We start from the raw sequence: 15,011 nt of genomic DNA, 5'->3' as shown, positions 1-15,011 counted from the left end.
TCCTCCATCCACAGCCGGTGCGCGGGAATCGCGCCCGATGCAGTCGAGTATGTGAGCGACCGTCGGCCCGGGCCGGTGGCGGCGCGGCCTCGTGCTACCCGGCCCGCGGGCGTTGCACGGAACGATGTCATCCGGCCCGGACAGCGGTCACCGATCGGTGTCGTCGAGCCGGGCGACCCAGGCGACCAGGCCCGACCGGGACGCGACGCCCGCTTTGCGGTAGATCCGGGTCAGGTGCGCTTCCACCGTGCGCGGGCTGATGTTGAGCTGCCGCCCGATCAGCCGGCTGGTGACTCCGGTCGTCGCCAGCCGCGCGATGTGCCATTCCCGGTCGGTCAGCGCGGCGGCCTCGCGCGGGCCGACCGGACGCGCCAGTCGCAGGGCGACCCGTTCCGTACCGCACCACCCGGCCAGTTCCAGCGCCCGGCGGCGGGCCCGCGCCGCCGGGCCGGGCTGGTCCGCGGCTTCGGCCGCCCGGGCCAGGGAGGCCAGCGCGAGGCTGCGCCGCAGCGCCATGCCGCCGGAGCGGAACAGGTCGGCAGCGGCCTCCAGGTGGAGCTGCGCCGCCGGGACCTCGCCGCGGGCGAGCAGCACCTCGCCGTACGCCGACTCGGCGAAGCCCCGCTGCCCCGGCAGGCCCACCTGCTCCGCCTCGGCCATCGCCTGCCGGGCCTGCCGCTCGGCGTCGTCCACCTCGCCCGCGGCGAGCGCGGCGGCGCAGAGCAGCTCGTGCCACATCGGACGGAGGGTGGTCTGGAGGCGGCTGAGCCGGCTGTCGCCGCCGGCCGAGCGCACCAGTTCGGCACAGGTCGCCGGATCACCGGCCAGCAGCGCCGCCGTCGCCAGCGCGGTCGCGGCGGTACGACCGCACCAGGTGGCGGGGTCGGTGGCGATTCCGACGGCGCTGCGGGCCAGCGCCACCGCCCGGTCGTCGTCCCGAGGACCGCCACGCCAGGCGGTCGCCTCCGCCTCGAACGCCAGGGCGAAGCTCAGCAGGTGGCGGCTGCCGATGCGCCGGGCGACGATGCCGGCCTCGGTGGCCAGTCCGATGGCCGTGCTCAGCCGGCCGGCGTGGTACGCCACCTCGGTGCGCGCGAGCAGAAGCTGACACAACCCGTCGTCGCGGTGCGAGGCGCGGACGAGCGTCAGCCCGCGGTCGAGGTGCCGCACCGCGTCGGCCTGCCGCTCGAGGTACAGCTCGGTCAGGCCGAGCGCGGTGAGGCAGTCGGGGTGGTCCCGCAGGTCCCGGTCCGGCAGCGAGTCGACGATCCGGGCGCCGGCGTCGAGCAGCCCACGGGCGTCGTCGAGCGCGCCGTCGTGCACGGCGGCCAGGCCGCGTACGGCCAGGAGGCCGGCCCGGTCCACGCCCGGGCCGCCGGGATCCGCGGTGAACGCGTCGGGCAGCCCGGCCACGGGGCGGCCGGCCAGGATGCCGGCGACGCCGATCTCGGTGGCGAGCCGGTAGCCGCCGGCGGGCCCGGTGCCGGCCGGCAGCGCGGCCAGCTCGCGCCGGCTGATCGCCACCGCCTCCGCGTAGTTGCCGAGCAGGCGTTCCACGCGCGCCCACAGGGCTACCGCCTGGGCCCGTCGTCCCTCCGGGTCGGCGGGGAACAGCGGCACGATCTCCTGGAGCAGTGCCCGGCTCTCGGCCAGGTCGCCCGCCTCGCCGGTGACCTGGGCCAGCGCGAGTGACACGTCGCGGCGACGTTGGGCTTCACCGGCCGTCGGCCGCAGCGCCCGCAACGCCAGCCGCAGCCAGCGGATGGCCAGGTCCGGTGTCTCGCGCCGGATCTCCTGGGCGGCCCGGGAGAGCACGTCGACGCAACGTCCGGCCCAGCGGCCGTTCGGCAGGGCAAGCAGGCGCTCGGCGTAGCGGGCCCGGTCCGCGGCTGGCGCGCCCAGGTCGACGAGCGCGGTGAGCGCTCGCGCGCAGGCGTCCACCCGCCACGCCGGGTCGGTGTCCTGGGCGACCGCCATCCGCAGCACCGGGTGCCGGAAGGCGAAGCGTCCGGTGCCGGGGACGCGGCGGATCAGGTCGAGCCGGGCCAACCGCCAGCCGGCCGCGACCGCCAGTGCCGCCGGCACCTGCGCGACCTCGGCCAGCAGGTCCGGGGCGAAGGGCGCATCCACTATCGCTCCGGCTCGCAAGCAGGCCAGTTCGACGGACGGCAGGTCGGCCCACTCGCGGCGCAGCACGGCCACCGCCGCGTCGGGCAGCCGAACACCAGGCGCCTCCCGGAGCGGGTCGGCGGCGGCCGGAGCGGGGCCGGCCGGGAGCGCCGCCAGGTAACCGGGGTTGCCGCCGGTCAGGTCGTACCGGGCTCGCAGCTCCGCCTGGTCGACGTGGGGGTGCAGGAGCGCGACCTCGGCGAGGCCGAGCGGGCGGAGTTCGATCCGGTCGCGGGACGTCGGTTCCGGATCGGCGTTCTCGTCGGATTCCGGTGGGCCGAACGGCATCGGGGTCGCCATCTGGCGCGGGCGGTAGACGAGCACGAGCAGCAGCGGCGCGGGCACCGGATACCTCAGGAGGTGGGCGATCAGGCCGGTGGAGGGGGCGTCCGCCCAGTGCAGGTCGTCGAGGACCAGCACCAGTCCGTCCCGGGCGGCCAGGCCGATCAGCCGGCGGGCCGCCTGGTAGGTCCGGAACCGCCGGGCGTCCGACGCCGGTGGCACCGCGCCCGCGGGCTCCGCCCAGGTCGGTGCGGGTCGCCCGGCACGCAGTCCGCGGCGGGGTGGCTGGCCCTTCGTGAGGGCGTGCCGGAACACATGGAAGGGAACTCCTCGCTCGTCCGGCGCGCACGTCCCGACGGCCCACGGGACCGTGGGGGCGCATCGTTCCAGGGCCTCGCGGACGAAGCGGGTCTTGCCGATACCCGGCTCTCCGACCACTTCGCAGACCATCTGCCGGCCGTGGCCGAGCGCGGCGGCCTGGGCTTTTCCGATACGCGCCAACTGTGCTCCCCGCCCGACGAAGCACGGGCCCGTTGGCGCATTTTCCAGCCCAGGTGTCATCACGCAGATCAGACGCTTTCCGGCACTCCATAGGGGATGGTCGCACTATACCGGCGGAGCATCGGGAGATGTCGAAGATCTCGAATGCGGCAGGCCTTTGTTTCACCGGATGTCGGAACGCCGATTCTTTCCGACATCGCACCACAACCCACAGAAAGGGACTGGTCACCACAATGGCGGAACGATACCGACATCACTACGATTACGTGCGGCCGCGCGAACCACCCGAAGCGGTCAAATCTCTACTCAACCGTCGGCCGGCATTGTCACTTCCGCCAATCTTTGAAGGCGGATCAGAAATGGCGACCGGAAACGGATGCCGCGCCGTCGAGCCGCGCGCGACAGCGCCGGCCTCGGAACCCCGCCACCCGGAAGATCCAGTTCCGGGTACGCCCCGATGCATAGATCCTTCACCGTCGCATCGATAGTCGTAGACAACTTTCACCACCGTCGATAGCCTCCATTCAGTGACACATGTCGATAAGGAGGCTCCATGCGACGGCTCATGCTCTCCTGCGCCCTGGCGGCCATCGGCGCCTGGGCAACAGCCCCGGCACCCGCGACCGCCGCTCCCCGCCCGGCACCCGGCCCCGTCGCCGACGCCGTGACCGCGAAGCTTCTCGGCTCGGCCGACGCCGCCGCCCGTACGGCGGACGCGCAGCAGGCCCGGATCAGCGTCACCCGCTCGAACGGGCGGTGGGCCTTCGGCACCGCGGTGCTGCCGGCGGACCGGTCCGCCGACGCGCACCCCACCGGCTCGGTCTTCCTCGCCCGGGCCGACGCCAGGGGCTGGACCGTCGCGTTCGACGGGGAGGCCGCGTTCGGCGACCTGGCCGCCGCGTCGCCGCTGGTGAGCGAGACCGAGAAGGCCGTCTTCACCACGCCCGTCACACCGACGTACGCGGGCGGCGACTTCCGCACCGGCATGGCGCTGCCGTTCGCGGTCGGGCAGACGTGGACGCTCACCTCCGGGCCGCACGGCTGGGGCGGCGCCGCCGCGCCGTGGAGTTCGGTCGACCTCGCCGGTGGCGACCAGGTCGTCCGCGCCGCCCGGGCCGGAACCGCGTACACGATGTGCACCGGCTGGATCCGGGTCATCCACGACCGGGGCTACTCGACGGACTACTACCACCTGTGGAACAGCATCTCCGTCAACGGCGCGGGCGTCGCCCAGGGCGCGTTCCTGGGCAACACCGGCACGGATGTCACCTGCGGCGGCTCCGCCACCGGCCGGCACGTGCACTTCGGACTGCGACAGAACTCGGCGTACGTCCCGATCGCCGGGCACGGCATCGGCAAGTGGGACTTCGTCAGCGGCGCGGCGGCGTACCAGGGCGGCGCCCGGCACGGGTCCGCCTACGTCGGCGCGGGCGGCGGCGTCTACAACTACGGCGCGCTCGGCTTCAACCAGGGCGTCGTCGACGCCAACGGCGGCGGCACGCTGACCCGGCGCTCCGGACCGGGCACCGGGTACGGCGTCCTCGGGTCGGTCGCCGACGGCGCCACCGTCACCGTCTCCTGCTCCGCCAACGGCACCTCGCACACCGGCCGCTACGGCACCACGGCGCTGTGGGACCGGCTCAGTGACGGCAGCTGGGTGTCCGACGCCTACCTCTCCACCGGGGTCAACGGGCCGGTAAACGGCTGGTGCTGACCGTGCGCGTGGATCATGGCACTGCTACCTTCCGGACGCATGGACGACTCCCCTCGCTGGTACCGCCCGGCCCCCGACGTGCTGCTCCTGGTCGGCAGCGCCACCGCGCTGCTCGGCTACCTGATCCCGTGGTTCCGCGCCAGCCGCATGCACCAGTGGTCGTACTCGGGCTGGGCCTATCTGGAGACCGAGGGCGGCTGGACCTGGCTGGTCGTGGTGTCCCTGGCGATTGCCGTCCTGGCCGGCCTCTGGGCCGGGCGGAGCGTGGCGTGCGCCAAGCTCTCGGTCGGCGCGGCGGTGGCCGGGATGTTCCTCGCCGGCGCGGTGGTCGCGGTGAGCCTGGGCGCGCTGCCCGAGCGCGACAGCATCAACTGGGTCGGTGAGCTGCCGTTCGAGATGGGGATGCCGCTCATGGCGGTCGGATTCGGGACCGTCGTCGCCGGGGCGCTGGGCACGGTACGCCGCCCGGTGCGGGATTGACGCGACGTCACGCCGCCGGCAGGTCCACCACCCGGGTGGCCCAGCGGGCCATCAGCGCCGGGTCGTGGGTGATGACCAGGACCCCGGCGCCCTGCCGGCGCTGGTAGTCGCCGATCACGGCGGCGACGTGCGCTTGCGTGGAGGCGTCGAGCATCGCGGTGGCCTCGTCGCAGAGCAGGTAGTCCGGCCGGTGGACCAGGGCCCGGGCGAGGCAGGCGCGTTGCAGCTGCCCGTCGCTGACCGCGTGCGGGCGGCGGGTCAGCAGGTCGGTTGTCAGCCCGACCAGGTCGGCCAGTTCCGCCGTACGGGCGGCGGCCTGCTCGCGCGGCGTGCCGGTGGCACGTAGCGGCTCGGCGACGATGTCGGCGAGGCTGAGCCGCGGGTCGGTGGCGGCGCGCGGGCTCTGGAACAGGATCGCGACACGCGTGCGGACCGAGGCGGGCAGCCGGTGCCGGGCGCCCCGGACGGGACTCCCGTCGAGCGTGAGGTGCCCGCTGTCCGGTGCGTGCAGCAGGGCGAGGACGCGGGCGAGTGTGGACTTGCCGCTACCAGACGGTCCACGTAGCCCGACCGTCTCGCCGGGGGCGATGCGCAGGTCGACCCGGTCGAGGACGCGCTGCCGGCCGTACGCGACGGAGACCTGGTGYGCGGCGAGCCCGGCGGCCGGCGCGGCGCCCGGAGCGACGGCGTCGGTGGCGTCCGGAGCCGTGACCGTCATGCCGGTACCTCCTCGCGCAGCGGATGGTGGCAGGCGACCCGGCCCGCGCCCTCGGCGTCGAGGCGGGGCACTGTCGCGCAGGTGTCGGTGGCGCGGGCGCAGCGCGGGGCGAAGGCGCAGCCGCCGGGCAGGTCGGTGAGCGCCGGCGGGTGGCCGGGTACCGGCACGAACGCGCGATCGGGCAGCGCGTCGAGCAGCCCGGCGGTGTACGGGTGGGCCGGGGCGTCGAACAGCGCCCCGGTGGGGCGGTGCTCGACGATCCGGCTGGCGTACATCACGGCCACGGTGTCCGCGACGCGGCGCGCGGCGGCCAGGTCGTGCGTGATGAGCAGGACGGCCGCGCCGGTGTCGCAGCGGCGGCGCAGCAGGTCCAGCGTGTGGTCGACGAGCGGCCGGTCCAGGCCGGTGGTGGGTTCGTCGGCGAGCAGCACCGGCGGGTCGGGCGCGAGCGCCAGCGCGGTGGCGAGCCGCTGGGCCATGCCGCCGGACAGTTCGTGCGGGTACCGGTCCAGGTCGGCCGGGTCGAGGCCGACGTCGGCGGCGATCCGGTCGGCGGCGGCCGGCGCGTCGCGACGGGTGTGCCCGTGCGCGCGCAGCGTCTCCTCCAGCAGCTTCCGCCCGGTCCGTACCGGGGTGAGCGCGGTGGCGGGGCTCTGCGGGACCAGCCCGACGCCCCGGCCGCGTACGTGCCGGGCGAGGTGCCGCTCCCCCGCGCCGATCAGGTCGACCTCGTCGCGTCCCGGCGCGCGCAGGCGGGCGTGCCCGGTGACTGCGGCGTTGCGTGGCAGCAGGCCGAGCAGGGCGTGCGCGAGGACGGACTTGCCGCACCCGGACTCACCGACCACCGCCAGCAGCTCGCCGGGCCGCAGCGTGAGGCTGAGGTCGGTGACGGCGTGCACGAGCGCGTCACGCAGCCGGAAGCGGACGGTCAGCCCGTCGACGGTCAGCAGCGCCGGGGCGGTCACAGCTGCAGCTCCGCCCGTACGCGCGGGTCGAGGCGGTCGCGCCACCGGCCGGTGAGCACGGCGAGCGCCAGCGTGGCCGCCACGAGCAGGAGGCCGGGCACGATGCTGGCCCACCAGGCGCCGGTGAGCAGCGACCGCTGCCCGTCGTTGATCATGTTGCCGATCGAGGCGAGGTGCGGCGGCAGGCCGAGGCCGAGGAAGGACAGCGCGGTCTCGTGCCAGACGGCGTGCGGCACCATGAGCGTGGTCGCCAGCGCCAGGCGCGGCAGCACGTGCGGCAGCAGGTGCCGGGTGAGCACCCGGGCCCGGCTCGCGCCGCCGGAGATCGCGGCGTCCACGAACGGCCGGTTGCGCAGGCTGAGCAGCTCGGAGCGGACGATCCGGGCGGTGGACAGCCAGTGCGTCAGCGCGATGGACGCGATCACCGCGCCCAGGCTGGGGCGCAGCATCGCCACGATGAAGATGCCCAGCAGCAGGTGCGGCAGCGCGGCGACGGTGTCCACGACGCGCATGAGCGCCCGGTCGACCCAGCCGCCGACGCTGCCGGCGAGCGCGCCGACCAGCCCGCCGATGACTGCGGCGACGAGCGCCGCGACCGCGCCGACAAGCAGCGAGACGCGCAGGCCGTAGAGGCTGCGCAACGCCACGTCGCGGCCGAGGTCGTCGGTGCCGGCCAGGTTGTCGGCCGACGGCGCGAGCCGGGTACGGGAGAGGTCGACCGCGCTCTGGTCCAGCGGCCACAGGACCGGGGCGAGCAGCGCGGCGGCTACCACACCGGCGAGCACCACGACGGCGACAGTCGTGCCCGCGCTGCCGGGGCGGCGCAGGCGCCGGACGCGCGCGGGGAGGGCGAGGTCAGTCATCGAGGCGTACCCGGGGGTCGGCGGCGGCGTAGGCGAGGTCGGTGAGCAGGTTCGCGGTCAGCACCACGACGGCGGTGGCCAGGGTGGTGGCCGCGAGCAGCGGGAAGTCGGCGCCCAGCGCCGCCTCGACGGTGACCGCGCCGAGGCCGGGCAGCGAGAACACGGTCTCCACCAGGACCGCGCCGCCGACGAGTTCGGGCAGGTGCGTGCCGACCAGGGTGAGGAACGGCAGCAACGCGGTACGCAGCGCGTGTCCGAACAGGACGACCCGGCCGGGCAGTCCCCGGGCGCGGGCGGCCAGGACGTGGTCGTCGCGCAGGCTCTCGGCGACCGCGTCACGGACGAACAGGACGAACCACGGGGCCTGGGAGATCGCCAGCACCGTCACCGGCAGCACCAGGTGCCGGGCCACGTCGGCCGGGTCGGTGCTCGTGGCGGTGATGTCGGTGAGCCCGCCGGCGGGCAGCCAGCCGAGGCTGAGGGCGAACACGGCGATCGCCGCGAGGCCGATCCAGAACACCGGCATGGACTGCACGGCGTACGCGACGGCGCGCAGCGCCCGGTCGAACCAGCCGCCACGCCGGTACGCGGCCAGCGTGCCCAGCAGCACGCTCGCCACCAGCACCAGGGCCAGCGCGGTGCCGACGAGCAGCAGCGTCCATCCGGCCCGGGAGGCCAGCACCGAGGTGACCGGCTCGTGCCGGCTCGTCGACCAGCCCAGGTCGCCGCGCAGCAGGTTGCCGACCCAGCGGGCGTACTGCACCGGCAGCGGGTCGTCGACACCCCAGTTGGCGCGGATCTGCGCCAGGTTCTCCTCGCTGGTGGTGAACGCCGCCGCGCCCGCGTACTGCTGGGCCGGGTCGATCGGGGAGGCGGCGCCGAGGGCGAACATGCCCATGCTGGTGGCGGCCAGCACCGGCACGGCGACCAGCAGCCGCCGCCGGACCACTGTGCCCGCCCCGGCCAGCCGCCGCCGTCCGGTCACGATTCTCTCGTCCAGGTGTGCACGTTCCACCAGATGCTGTTGGCGACGTCGTGCTCGTGCGGCTCGACCCGCGGCGTCACCCCGGTCACGGCGTCCTTCAGCACGTAGGTGTGCTGGAGGTAGGTGAGGAACACCCACGGCACGTCGGCGGCGAGCTGCTTCTGGAACGTGGCGTACGCGGCCTTGCGGGCGGCCGGGTCGGCGTTGTCCCGGCCGGCCTGCAACGCGGCGTCGGTGACCGCCGAGCGGTACGAGCCGGGGTTGAAGAAGCCCTGCCCGGCGAAGGCCGAGCTGAACAGCTTGTAGGAGACGAAGTCCGGATCGTACGGCGTGCCGTAGCCCATGATCAGCGCGTCGCGCTTCATCCGCGGCGTGATCGCGTCCCAGGTCAGGCCCTCGGGCGTGACTTTGATGCCGACCTTCTTCGCGTCGGCGGTGACGGCCAGTGCGAGTTCCTTGCGCAGGCTGTCGGTGGCCGGGTACAGGATCGTGAACGCGGCCTGCCGCCCGTCCTTGACCCGGATGCCGTCCGGGCCGGGCTTCCACCCGGCGGCGTCCAGCTCCGCCGTGGCGGCGGCGACGTCGGCGCCGGGCTTGCCGGCGATCGTCGGCTCGGCGTACTCCGACGTGGGCGGCACCGGCCCGAACGCGGGCTCCCCCGCGCCGCCGAGCACGCCGGTCACCATGGCCTGCCGGTCCACCGCGACGTTCAGCGCCTTCCGGATCGCGGGGTCGCCGGTGACCGGGTTGCCCATCGGCAGCATGACGCCCCGGTAGTCGGCGGTCGGCACCTTGTGCACCCGGTAGCCGTCGCGGCTCTCGAAGCCGGAGGCGAGCTTCGGCGCCAGCTCCGCCGCGTCGAACTCGCCGGCCCGCATCCGCTGGGCGCGGACGTTGTCGTCGGCGACGAACGCCACCACCACGCCCGAGTTCGCCGGTTTGCCGTCCCAGTACGTCTCGTTCGCCGCGAGCACGAGCCGGTCACCCGGGGTCCAGGAGGTGAACCGGTACGGGCCGGTGCCGACCGGCTTGCGGTTGAAGGTCGCCTTGTTGATGTCCTGCCCGGCGAACGCCTTCGCCGGGACGATCCCCAGCGCCAGCCGCTGCAGGAACGGCGCGTACGCGTACTTCAGCGTGAACACGACCGTCGCCGGGTCGGGCGCGGTGACGGAGGCGAGCATGTCCAGATCGGACCGCAGCGTGGAGTCGACGGCCGGGTCGAGCACCGCCTGGTAGGTGAACACCACGTCCTGCGCGGTCAGCGGGCTGCCGTCGTGGAACAGCACGCCTTCGCGCAGCTTCGCGGTGACTGTCTTCCCGTCCGCCGAGACGGTGGGCAGCTCGCGGGCCAGGGCGGGCACCAGGTCGTTGCGGGCGTCCCGGGCGACCAGCCCGTCGAAGATCAGCGACGCGCCGTCGACGCCGTAGTTGAGCACCGGGTTGAGCGTGTCCGGCTCGCCCGCGGTGGCGACCACGAGCGTGCCGGAGTTGCCCGGGCCGCCGGTCGACGCCGTGGGTGACGAGCAGCCGGCGGCGACGAGCAGGGCGGCGGCGAGCACCGCTGCCACGCGTACGGGCTTGGGTCTGATCGCCACCGGCAACCCCTCGAACACTCGTCTGCGGATGGCAGCCGGGCGGGCGCTCCGGCGAGGATCGATCATCGCGTGCCCGAGCGCCCGCTACCGCCACTCTTCTGTAGTTGCCAACTATATGCAATACCGGCCGGTCGATGGCGGTGACCCGCCGGCCCCCGGTCTCGCCCACAAGGCGGCCGCGCTGCCCGCTGAATATGCTCAAGGGGTGGAGGACAGCGAGCAGGCGGTGCTGACCGGGATGTTGCAGTCGGCGGAGGACGCCGCCCCGGTGCAGGCGGTCGAGGCCGTCACCGGCGTCATCGCCACGGCGCTGAACGCGCGCGGCGTCTCGCTGCTGATCGCCGACCTCAGCGGTCGCGCGCTGGTCCGGCTGACCCACCAGCCGGACGGCGGCGGCGCCGGGCGACGCCACGGCGAGGAGGAGGCCGAGGTCCTCCCGTTCGACGGCGGGCCCTACGAACGCGCCCTCCGTCAGCAGGCCCCCGAGGTCGTCCCCGGCGACGGCACGTGGACCGTGCTGGCGCCGGTCACCGACCGCGGTGAGGCGATCGGCCTGCTGGAGATCGACCTGCCCGACGAGCCGGACGGCGACGTGGTGAACTGGGTCGCCCGTACCGCGCACGCGCTGGCGTTCGTGGTCATCGCCAACCGCAGGCACACCGACCTGTTCGAGTGGGGACAGCGCACCACCCCGTTCACCCTCTCCGCCGAGATCCAGCGCCGGCTGCTGCCCGCCTCGTTCACCTGCGAGGCCGGCGCCTTCGCCCTCTCCGGCTGGCTGGAACCCGCCGCGAGCGTCGGCGGCGACACCTTCGACTACAGCCTGGCCCGGGACCTGCTGCACCTCAGCGTCACCGACGCGATGGGCCACGGCGTGGCGAGCGCGCTCACCGCCACCCTCGGCGTGGGCAGCCTGCGCAACACCCGCCGGCGCGGCCTCGGTCTCGTCGCGCAGGCCGAGGAGGCCAACCGGGCGGTCGCGGAGCACGCCAACGTACGCGGCGCGTACGTCACCGCCGTGCTGGGCCGTATCGACCTGACCACCGGACGCTGCGAGCTGCTGAATGCGGGGCACGTCCCGCCGCTGCTGGTCCGGGACGGCCGGGTCGTACCCGTGGAACTGCCGGGCAACTTTCCGTTCGGGATGTTCCCCGGCGAGAGCTACCGCAGCGCGGAGCTACCGCTGCTGCCCGGCGACCGGCTGGTGGTGGTCACCGACGGCATGCGCGAACGCAACGCCGCGGACCTCGACCTGGCCGCCGCCCTGCTCCGCCTCGCCCACCTGCATCCCCGCGAGGCGGTCCGGGCACTGCCGACGCGGTGCTGGAGATCGCCGGGCCGGCTCTGGCCGACGACACCACGCTGCTCGTCGTCGACTGGTACGGCGGCCACGGGCCACGCCGCAGCACCGCCGGCGCGGACAGCGCCCGCGTCAGCCCGGACGAGGAGCGCTCAGCGCACCGCCGTCGGTGAGCCGTCCTCGGCCTCGCGGACCGTGCCGAAGAGCGGGACGACGCGGTCCACCGAGGTGATCGAGAAGACGTTGCGGATCGACTGGCGTACGACGGCCAGACCGAGCCAGCCGTCGCGCTCCCGCAGGTTCTTGTAGACGAGCACCAGCGCGCCCAAGCCGCTGGAATCCATGAATCCGACCTGGGTCAGGTCGACGACCACCGTCCGCGCACCGGTCTCCACCACCTCGAGCAGCCGGTCACGCAGCTGAGGCGCGCTGGCCATGTCCAGATCGCCGACGACCTCGATCACCGGGCCGACGCGCCCCTGCCGGGTCGTCACCGAGAACTCCACCACGCCCCCTCAACCGCGCCGCCGACGGCACCACACTTCTACCCACCGTGCCAGAAATGCGCCCTGATCGCCTCCCGTAGGTGCGCGACGGCTCAGCGGCCTCGCCGCGACGTGGTGGAGGACACCTCAGTGCCGGTCGAGCCCGGTACCGGAGCGGGGATCCACACCTCGGCGGCGGCCCGGCGGCGCTCGGCGAGGCGTACCGCCGGCCGCATCGCCAGGCCGGCGAGCACGAACAGCCCGCCGAGCACCAGCCAGCCCGGGGTGCCCCAGCCGAGCAGCAGCGAGGTCAGCAGCACCGGGCCGAGCATCCGGGCGAGCTGCGGCGCCATGCCGAAGAAGCCCTGGTACTGCCCCTGCCGGTCGGGTCGGGCCAGGGTGAAGCCGACCTCCCAGCCGCTGGCCGCCTGCACCATCTCGCCGAACACCTGCACCAGTGCCGCGCCCAGCAGCACCGCCGAGGCCACCCACGCGCCGCCGACCATCCCGGAGACCGCGTACGCGCCGCAAGCGACAAGCAGCACCCAACCGGCGTGCCCGCTGGCCCGCGCCGCCGTGCCCGGATCGGTCACCCGGCGGGCCACCCGGACCTGCCACAGCACCACGCACAGCATGTTCACGGTGAGCACGATCGCGCCCATCGGCGCCGGGGCGTCGGTCCGTTCCGCGATCCACAGTGGCAACGCCAGGCTGAGCAGCGGCATGTTCAGGCACATCACCGCGTTCAGCAGGGTGATCAGCGCGTACGGGCGGTCGCGCAGCACAGCCAGCCGGCCCGGCTCGGGTCCGGCCGGGACCGGCGCCGCCGCCTCGGGCAGCCGGCGCACCAGCAGGGCCGCGGCCAGGAAGCTCGCCGCGTCGAGCGCGAAGGCGGACAGGTACGCCGGGCGGCTGTCCGCCCAGAGCACGAGCGCGCCCAGCCCGGCCCCGGCGGCCAGGCCGGCGTTCGAGACCGACTGCAACCGGGCCCGTACCGCGGTGCGCCGCGCGGGCTCGATCAGCCCGACCAGCAGCGCCTGCCGGCTGGCGGTGAGCCCGGCCTGACAGGCGGCGTAGCAACATGCGAGCAGCACGAACAGCGGGAAGGAACGGATCACGAGGAAGCCGCTGAGTGCGGCGGCGGTGGCGACGGCGAAGACGACTGTCATCCGCCGCGCGCCGTAGCGGTCTGCCAGCTGGCCGGCGGGCACCCCGGCGAGGATGCCCGTCGACCAGCCCACGGTGAGGGCGATCCCGACCTGCGCCGGGGACAACCCGACCACCCGGATGAAGAACAGCGCCGAGCAGGCGTAGAACGCGCCGTCACCCACCGAGTTGGCGAGCTGGGCCAGGGCCAGCACCCGGACCCGGCGGCCGGTGTCGACATCGGTCATTGCTCGTCCCCCGTTCGCCGTGCTCCTTCCTCCATCCAAGACCTGCGGATTGGCTCACAGAAGCACCGATTCCAGGCGATTCGATTGGGCCAATGTAGGGTCGTCGCGGTGGACGTACACGTGAGCCTGGCCGGCCCCGGCGACCGCGCCACCCGGATCCACAGGCAGTTGCTGGAGGCGATCCTGGACGGCCGGCTGCGGCCCGGCGAACGGTTGCCACCCAGCCGCGAGCTGGCCCGGCGGCTCGACGTCTCCCGCAACACGGTCGCCGTCGCCTACGAGCGGCTGACCGCCGAGGGCCTGCTCACCGCCCGGGTCGGCGCGGGCACGTTCGTCGCAGGCGAGCCGGTCGCCCGCGCCCGGCCCCGTCCGGCACCGGCCGGTGGCGTACGCCCCCGCGCGTTCTGGGCGTCCGCCGCGCCGGCCCCCACCGCCGCGCCCCGACCGGGCCACGACTTCCGGGCCGGCACCCCTGACACCGGGCTGTTCCCGCTGGCCACCTGGCGGCGGCTGGTCGCCGGGGAACTGCGCACCGCGACGATCCGGGGCGGATACGCCGACCCGGCCGGGCACCAGGGCCTGCGTACCGCCGTCGCCCGTTACGTGGGACTCGCCCGCGCGGTACGGGCCGCGCCCGAGGACGTCGTCGTCACCCACGGCGCCCAGCAGGCGCTGGACCTGATCGCCCGGGTGGTGCTCGAACCGGGCGACCGGGTGGCGGTGGAGGAGCCCGGCTATCCCCCCGCCCGGCGGCTGTTCGCCGGCCACGGCGCGCGGGTCGTGCCGGTGCCCGTCGACGACCAGGGCCTCGACGTTCGCGCGCTACCAGGCGACGCGCGGCTGGTCTACGTCACCCCGTCCCACCAGTTCCCGCTGGGCGTCCGGATGTCCCCGGCCCGCCGGGCGGCGCTGCTGGACTGGGCGGCGGCCCGGGACGCGGTGGTCGTGGAGGACGACTACGACACCGAGTTCCGCTTCTCGGCCCGCCCGCTGGACCCGTTGCAGACGCTGGACCGGGCCGGGAAGGTCGTCTACGTCGGCACGTTCTCCAAGACCCTGCTGCCCATGCTGCGCCTCGGTTTCCTGGTCGCCCCGGCGTCGCTTCGCCCGGCGCTGCTGGCCGCCCGGCAGCTCACCGACTGGCACGGCGACCACACCACTCAGGCCGCGCTGGCCCGGTTCATCGACTCCGGCGAACTGGCCCGGCACATCCGCAAGGCGACCCGGGTGTACGCCGAGCGGCGCGACCTGATCGACGCCGCGTTGCGATCCGACCTCGCCGACTGGCTCGACCCGGTGCCGTCGACGGCGGGCCTGCACCTGTGCGCGCGGCTGCGCCCGGAGACCGGCGTCGACCTGCCGGAAGTCGTCGCCCGGGCGGCGGAGGTCGGCGTCACGGTACGCGAGATCGCCGGTTACCGGGCGGGCCCGCCCGGCCCGACCGGTCTGGTGCTCGGCTACGGCGCCGTCGGCACCGCCGACGTGCCCGACGGGCTCCGGTTGCTCGCGCGCAGCTTCCGCGGCTGACCGTCGGCGACGCGGATTCCTCCGGGCTTCGAG

General features: G+C 74.6%; 11 protein-coding genes and 1 pseudogene. 4 read left to right on the top strand and 8 right to left on the bottom strand.

The window, feature by feature from the left end; translation table 11 throughout:
• Positions 1–147 precede the first annotated feature (147 nt).
• On the bottom strand, positions 148–3,012 hold the full coding sequence (locus A8711_RS07980) for a LuxR family transcriptional regulator (RefSeq protein ID WP_083296949.1): 2,865 nt from the start codon (positions 3,010–3,012) through the stop codon (positions 148–150).
• A gap of 493 nt (positions 3,013–3,505) precedes the next feature.
• On the opposite strand from A8711_RS07980, the gene A8711_RS07975 reads away from it, so the two are divergent.
• Both A8711_RS07975 and A8711_RS07970 read left to right on the top strand, forming a co-directional pair.
• Positions 3,506–4,666 carry a peptidoglycan DD-metalloendopeptidase family protein gene (locus tag A8711_RS07975; protein ID WP_069087850.1) on the top strand — a complete coding sequence of 387 codons (1,161 nt, stop codon included), beginning with the start codon at positions 3,506–3,508 and terminating at the stop codon, positions 4,664–4,666.
• A 39-nt stretch (positions 4,667–4,705) separates the two neighbouring features.
• The gene (locus tag A8711_RS07970; protein ID WP_069087849.1) at positions 4,706–5,146 is read left to right on the top strand and encodes a hypothetical protein; all 441 of its coding nucleotides are present in this window, start codon (positions 4,706–4,708) and stop codon (positions 5,144–5,146) included.
• A gap of 7 nt (positions 5,147–5,153) precedes the next feature.
• On the opposite strand, the gene A8711_RS07965 is transcribed toward A8711_RS07970, so the two are convergent.
• From A8711_RS07965 to A8711_RS07945, 5 genes are read right to left on the bottom strand one after another with little or no spacing between them, the layout of a single operon-like run.
• The gene (locus tag A8711_RS07965) at positions 5,154–5,864 is read right to left on the bottom strand and encodes an ABC transporter ATP-binding protein (RefSeq protein WP_069087848.1); all 711 of its coding nucleotides are present in this window, start codon (positions 5,862–5,864) and stop codon (positions 5,154–5,156) included.
• Entirely contained in the window at positions 5,861–6,829 is a 969-nt protein-coding gene (locus A8711_RS07960; protein WP_069087847.1) for an ABC transporter ATP-binding protein, read from the bottom strand. Before A8711_RS07960 ends, A8711_RS07965 begins: the two co-directional genes overlap by 4 nt.
• On the bottom strand, positions 6,826–7,692 hold the full coding sequence (locus tag A8711_RS07955; protein WP_043327024.1) for an ABC transporter permease: 867 nt from the start codon (positions 7,690–7,692) through the stop codon (positions 6,826–6,828). The genes A8711_RS07960 and A8711_RS07955 overlap by 4 nt, the downstream gene beginning before the upstream one ends.
• A complete protein-coding gene (locus A8711_RS07950; protein ID WP_043327026.1) occupies positions 7,685–8,677 on the bottom strand; it encodes an ABC transporter permease in 993 nt (330 codons plus the stop codon). The genes A8711_RS07955 and A8711_RS07950 overlap by 8 nt, the downstream gene beginning before the upstream one ends.
• Positions 8,674–10,272, bottom strand: a complete 1,599-nt coding sequence (locus A8711_RS07945) for an ABC transporter substrate-binding protein (protein WP_069087868.1) — start codon at positions 10,270–10,272, stop codon at positions 8,674–8,676. The genes A8711_RS07950 and A8711_RS07945 overlap by 4 nt, the downstream gene beginning before the upstream one ends.
• A 28-nt stretch (positions 10,273–10,300) precedes the next feature.
• Between A8711_RS07945 and A8711_RS33125 the strand changes: the two are divergent.
• Positions 10,301–11,524 (top strand): annotated as a pseudogene (locus A8711_RS33125) (PP2C family protein-serine/threonine phosphatase); the annotation flags it as partial.
• A 200-nt stretch (positions 11,525–11,724) separates the two neighbouring features.
• On the opposite strand, the gene A8711_RS07935 reads toward A8711_RS33125, so the two are convergent.
• Together A8711_RS07935 and A8711_RS07930 are read right to left on the bottom strand one after the other, a co-directional pair.
• A complete protein-coding gene (locus A8711_RS07935; RefSeq protein WP_233607691.1) occupies positions 11,725–12,066 on the bottom strand; it encodes an STAS domain-containing protein in 342 nt (113 codons plus the stop codon).
• 104 nt (positions 12,067–12,170) lie between these two features.
• Positions 12,171–13,451, bottom strand: coding sequence for an MFS transporter (locus A8711_RS07930; protein ID WP_069087845.1), 1,281 nt, complete (start codon positions 13,449–13,451; stop codon positions 12,171–12,173).
• 108 nt (positions 13,452–13,559) lie between these two features.
• On the opposite strand from A8711_RS07930, the gene A8711_RS07925 reads away from it, so the two are divergent.
• Complete coding sequence (locus A8711_RS07925; protein ID WP_069087844.1) at positions 13,560–14,978, top strand: PLP-dependent aminotransferase family protein; 1,419 nt, start codon at positions 13,560–13,562, stop codon at positions 14,976–14,978.
• The last annotated feature ends 33 nt before the right edge of the window (positions 14,979–15,011 follow it).

Source organism: Micromonospora sp. II (assembly GCF_001709195.1).
In the GTDB taxonomy this organism is placed as follows: Bacteria; Actinomycetota; Actinomycetes; order Mycobacteriales; family Micromonosporaceae; genus Micromonospora; species Micromonospora chalcea.
The sequence above is the reverse complement of the archived record's forward strand: the minus strand, read 5'-3'. Positions and strand labels throughout refer to the sequence as shown.

Excerpts from the sequence above, each read along its gene's own strand:
- A8711_RS07955 (WP_043327024.1), bottom strand. The coding sequence starts at position 7,692 with ATGACTGACCTCGCCCTCCCCGCGCGCGTCCGGCGCCTGCGCCGCCCC.
- A8711_RS07975 (WP_069087850.1), top strand. The coding sequence starts at position 3,506 with ATGCGACGGCTCATGCTCTCCTGCGCCCTGGCGGCCATCGGCGCCTGG.
- A8711_RS07970 (WP_069087849.1), top strand. The coding sequence starts at position 4,706 with ATGGACGACTCCCCTCGCTGGTACCGCCCGGCCCCCGACGTGCTGCTC.
- A8711_RS07980 (WP_083296949.1), bottom strand. The coding sequence starts at position 3,012 with ATGACACCTGGGCTGGAAAATGCGCCAACGGGCCCGTGCTTCGTCGGG.
- A8711_RS07930 (WP_069087845.1), bottom strand. The coding sequence starts at position 13,451 with ATGACCGATGTCGACACCGGCCGCCGGGTCCGGGTGCTGGCCCTGGCC.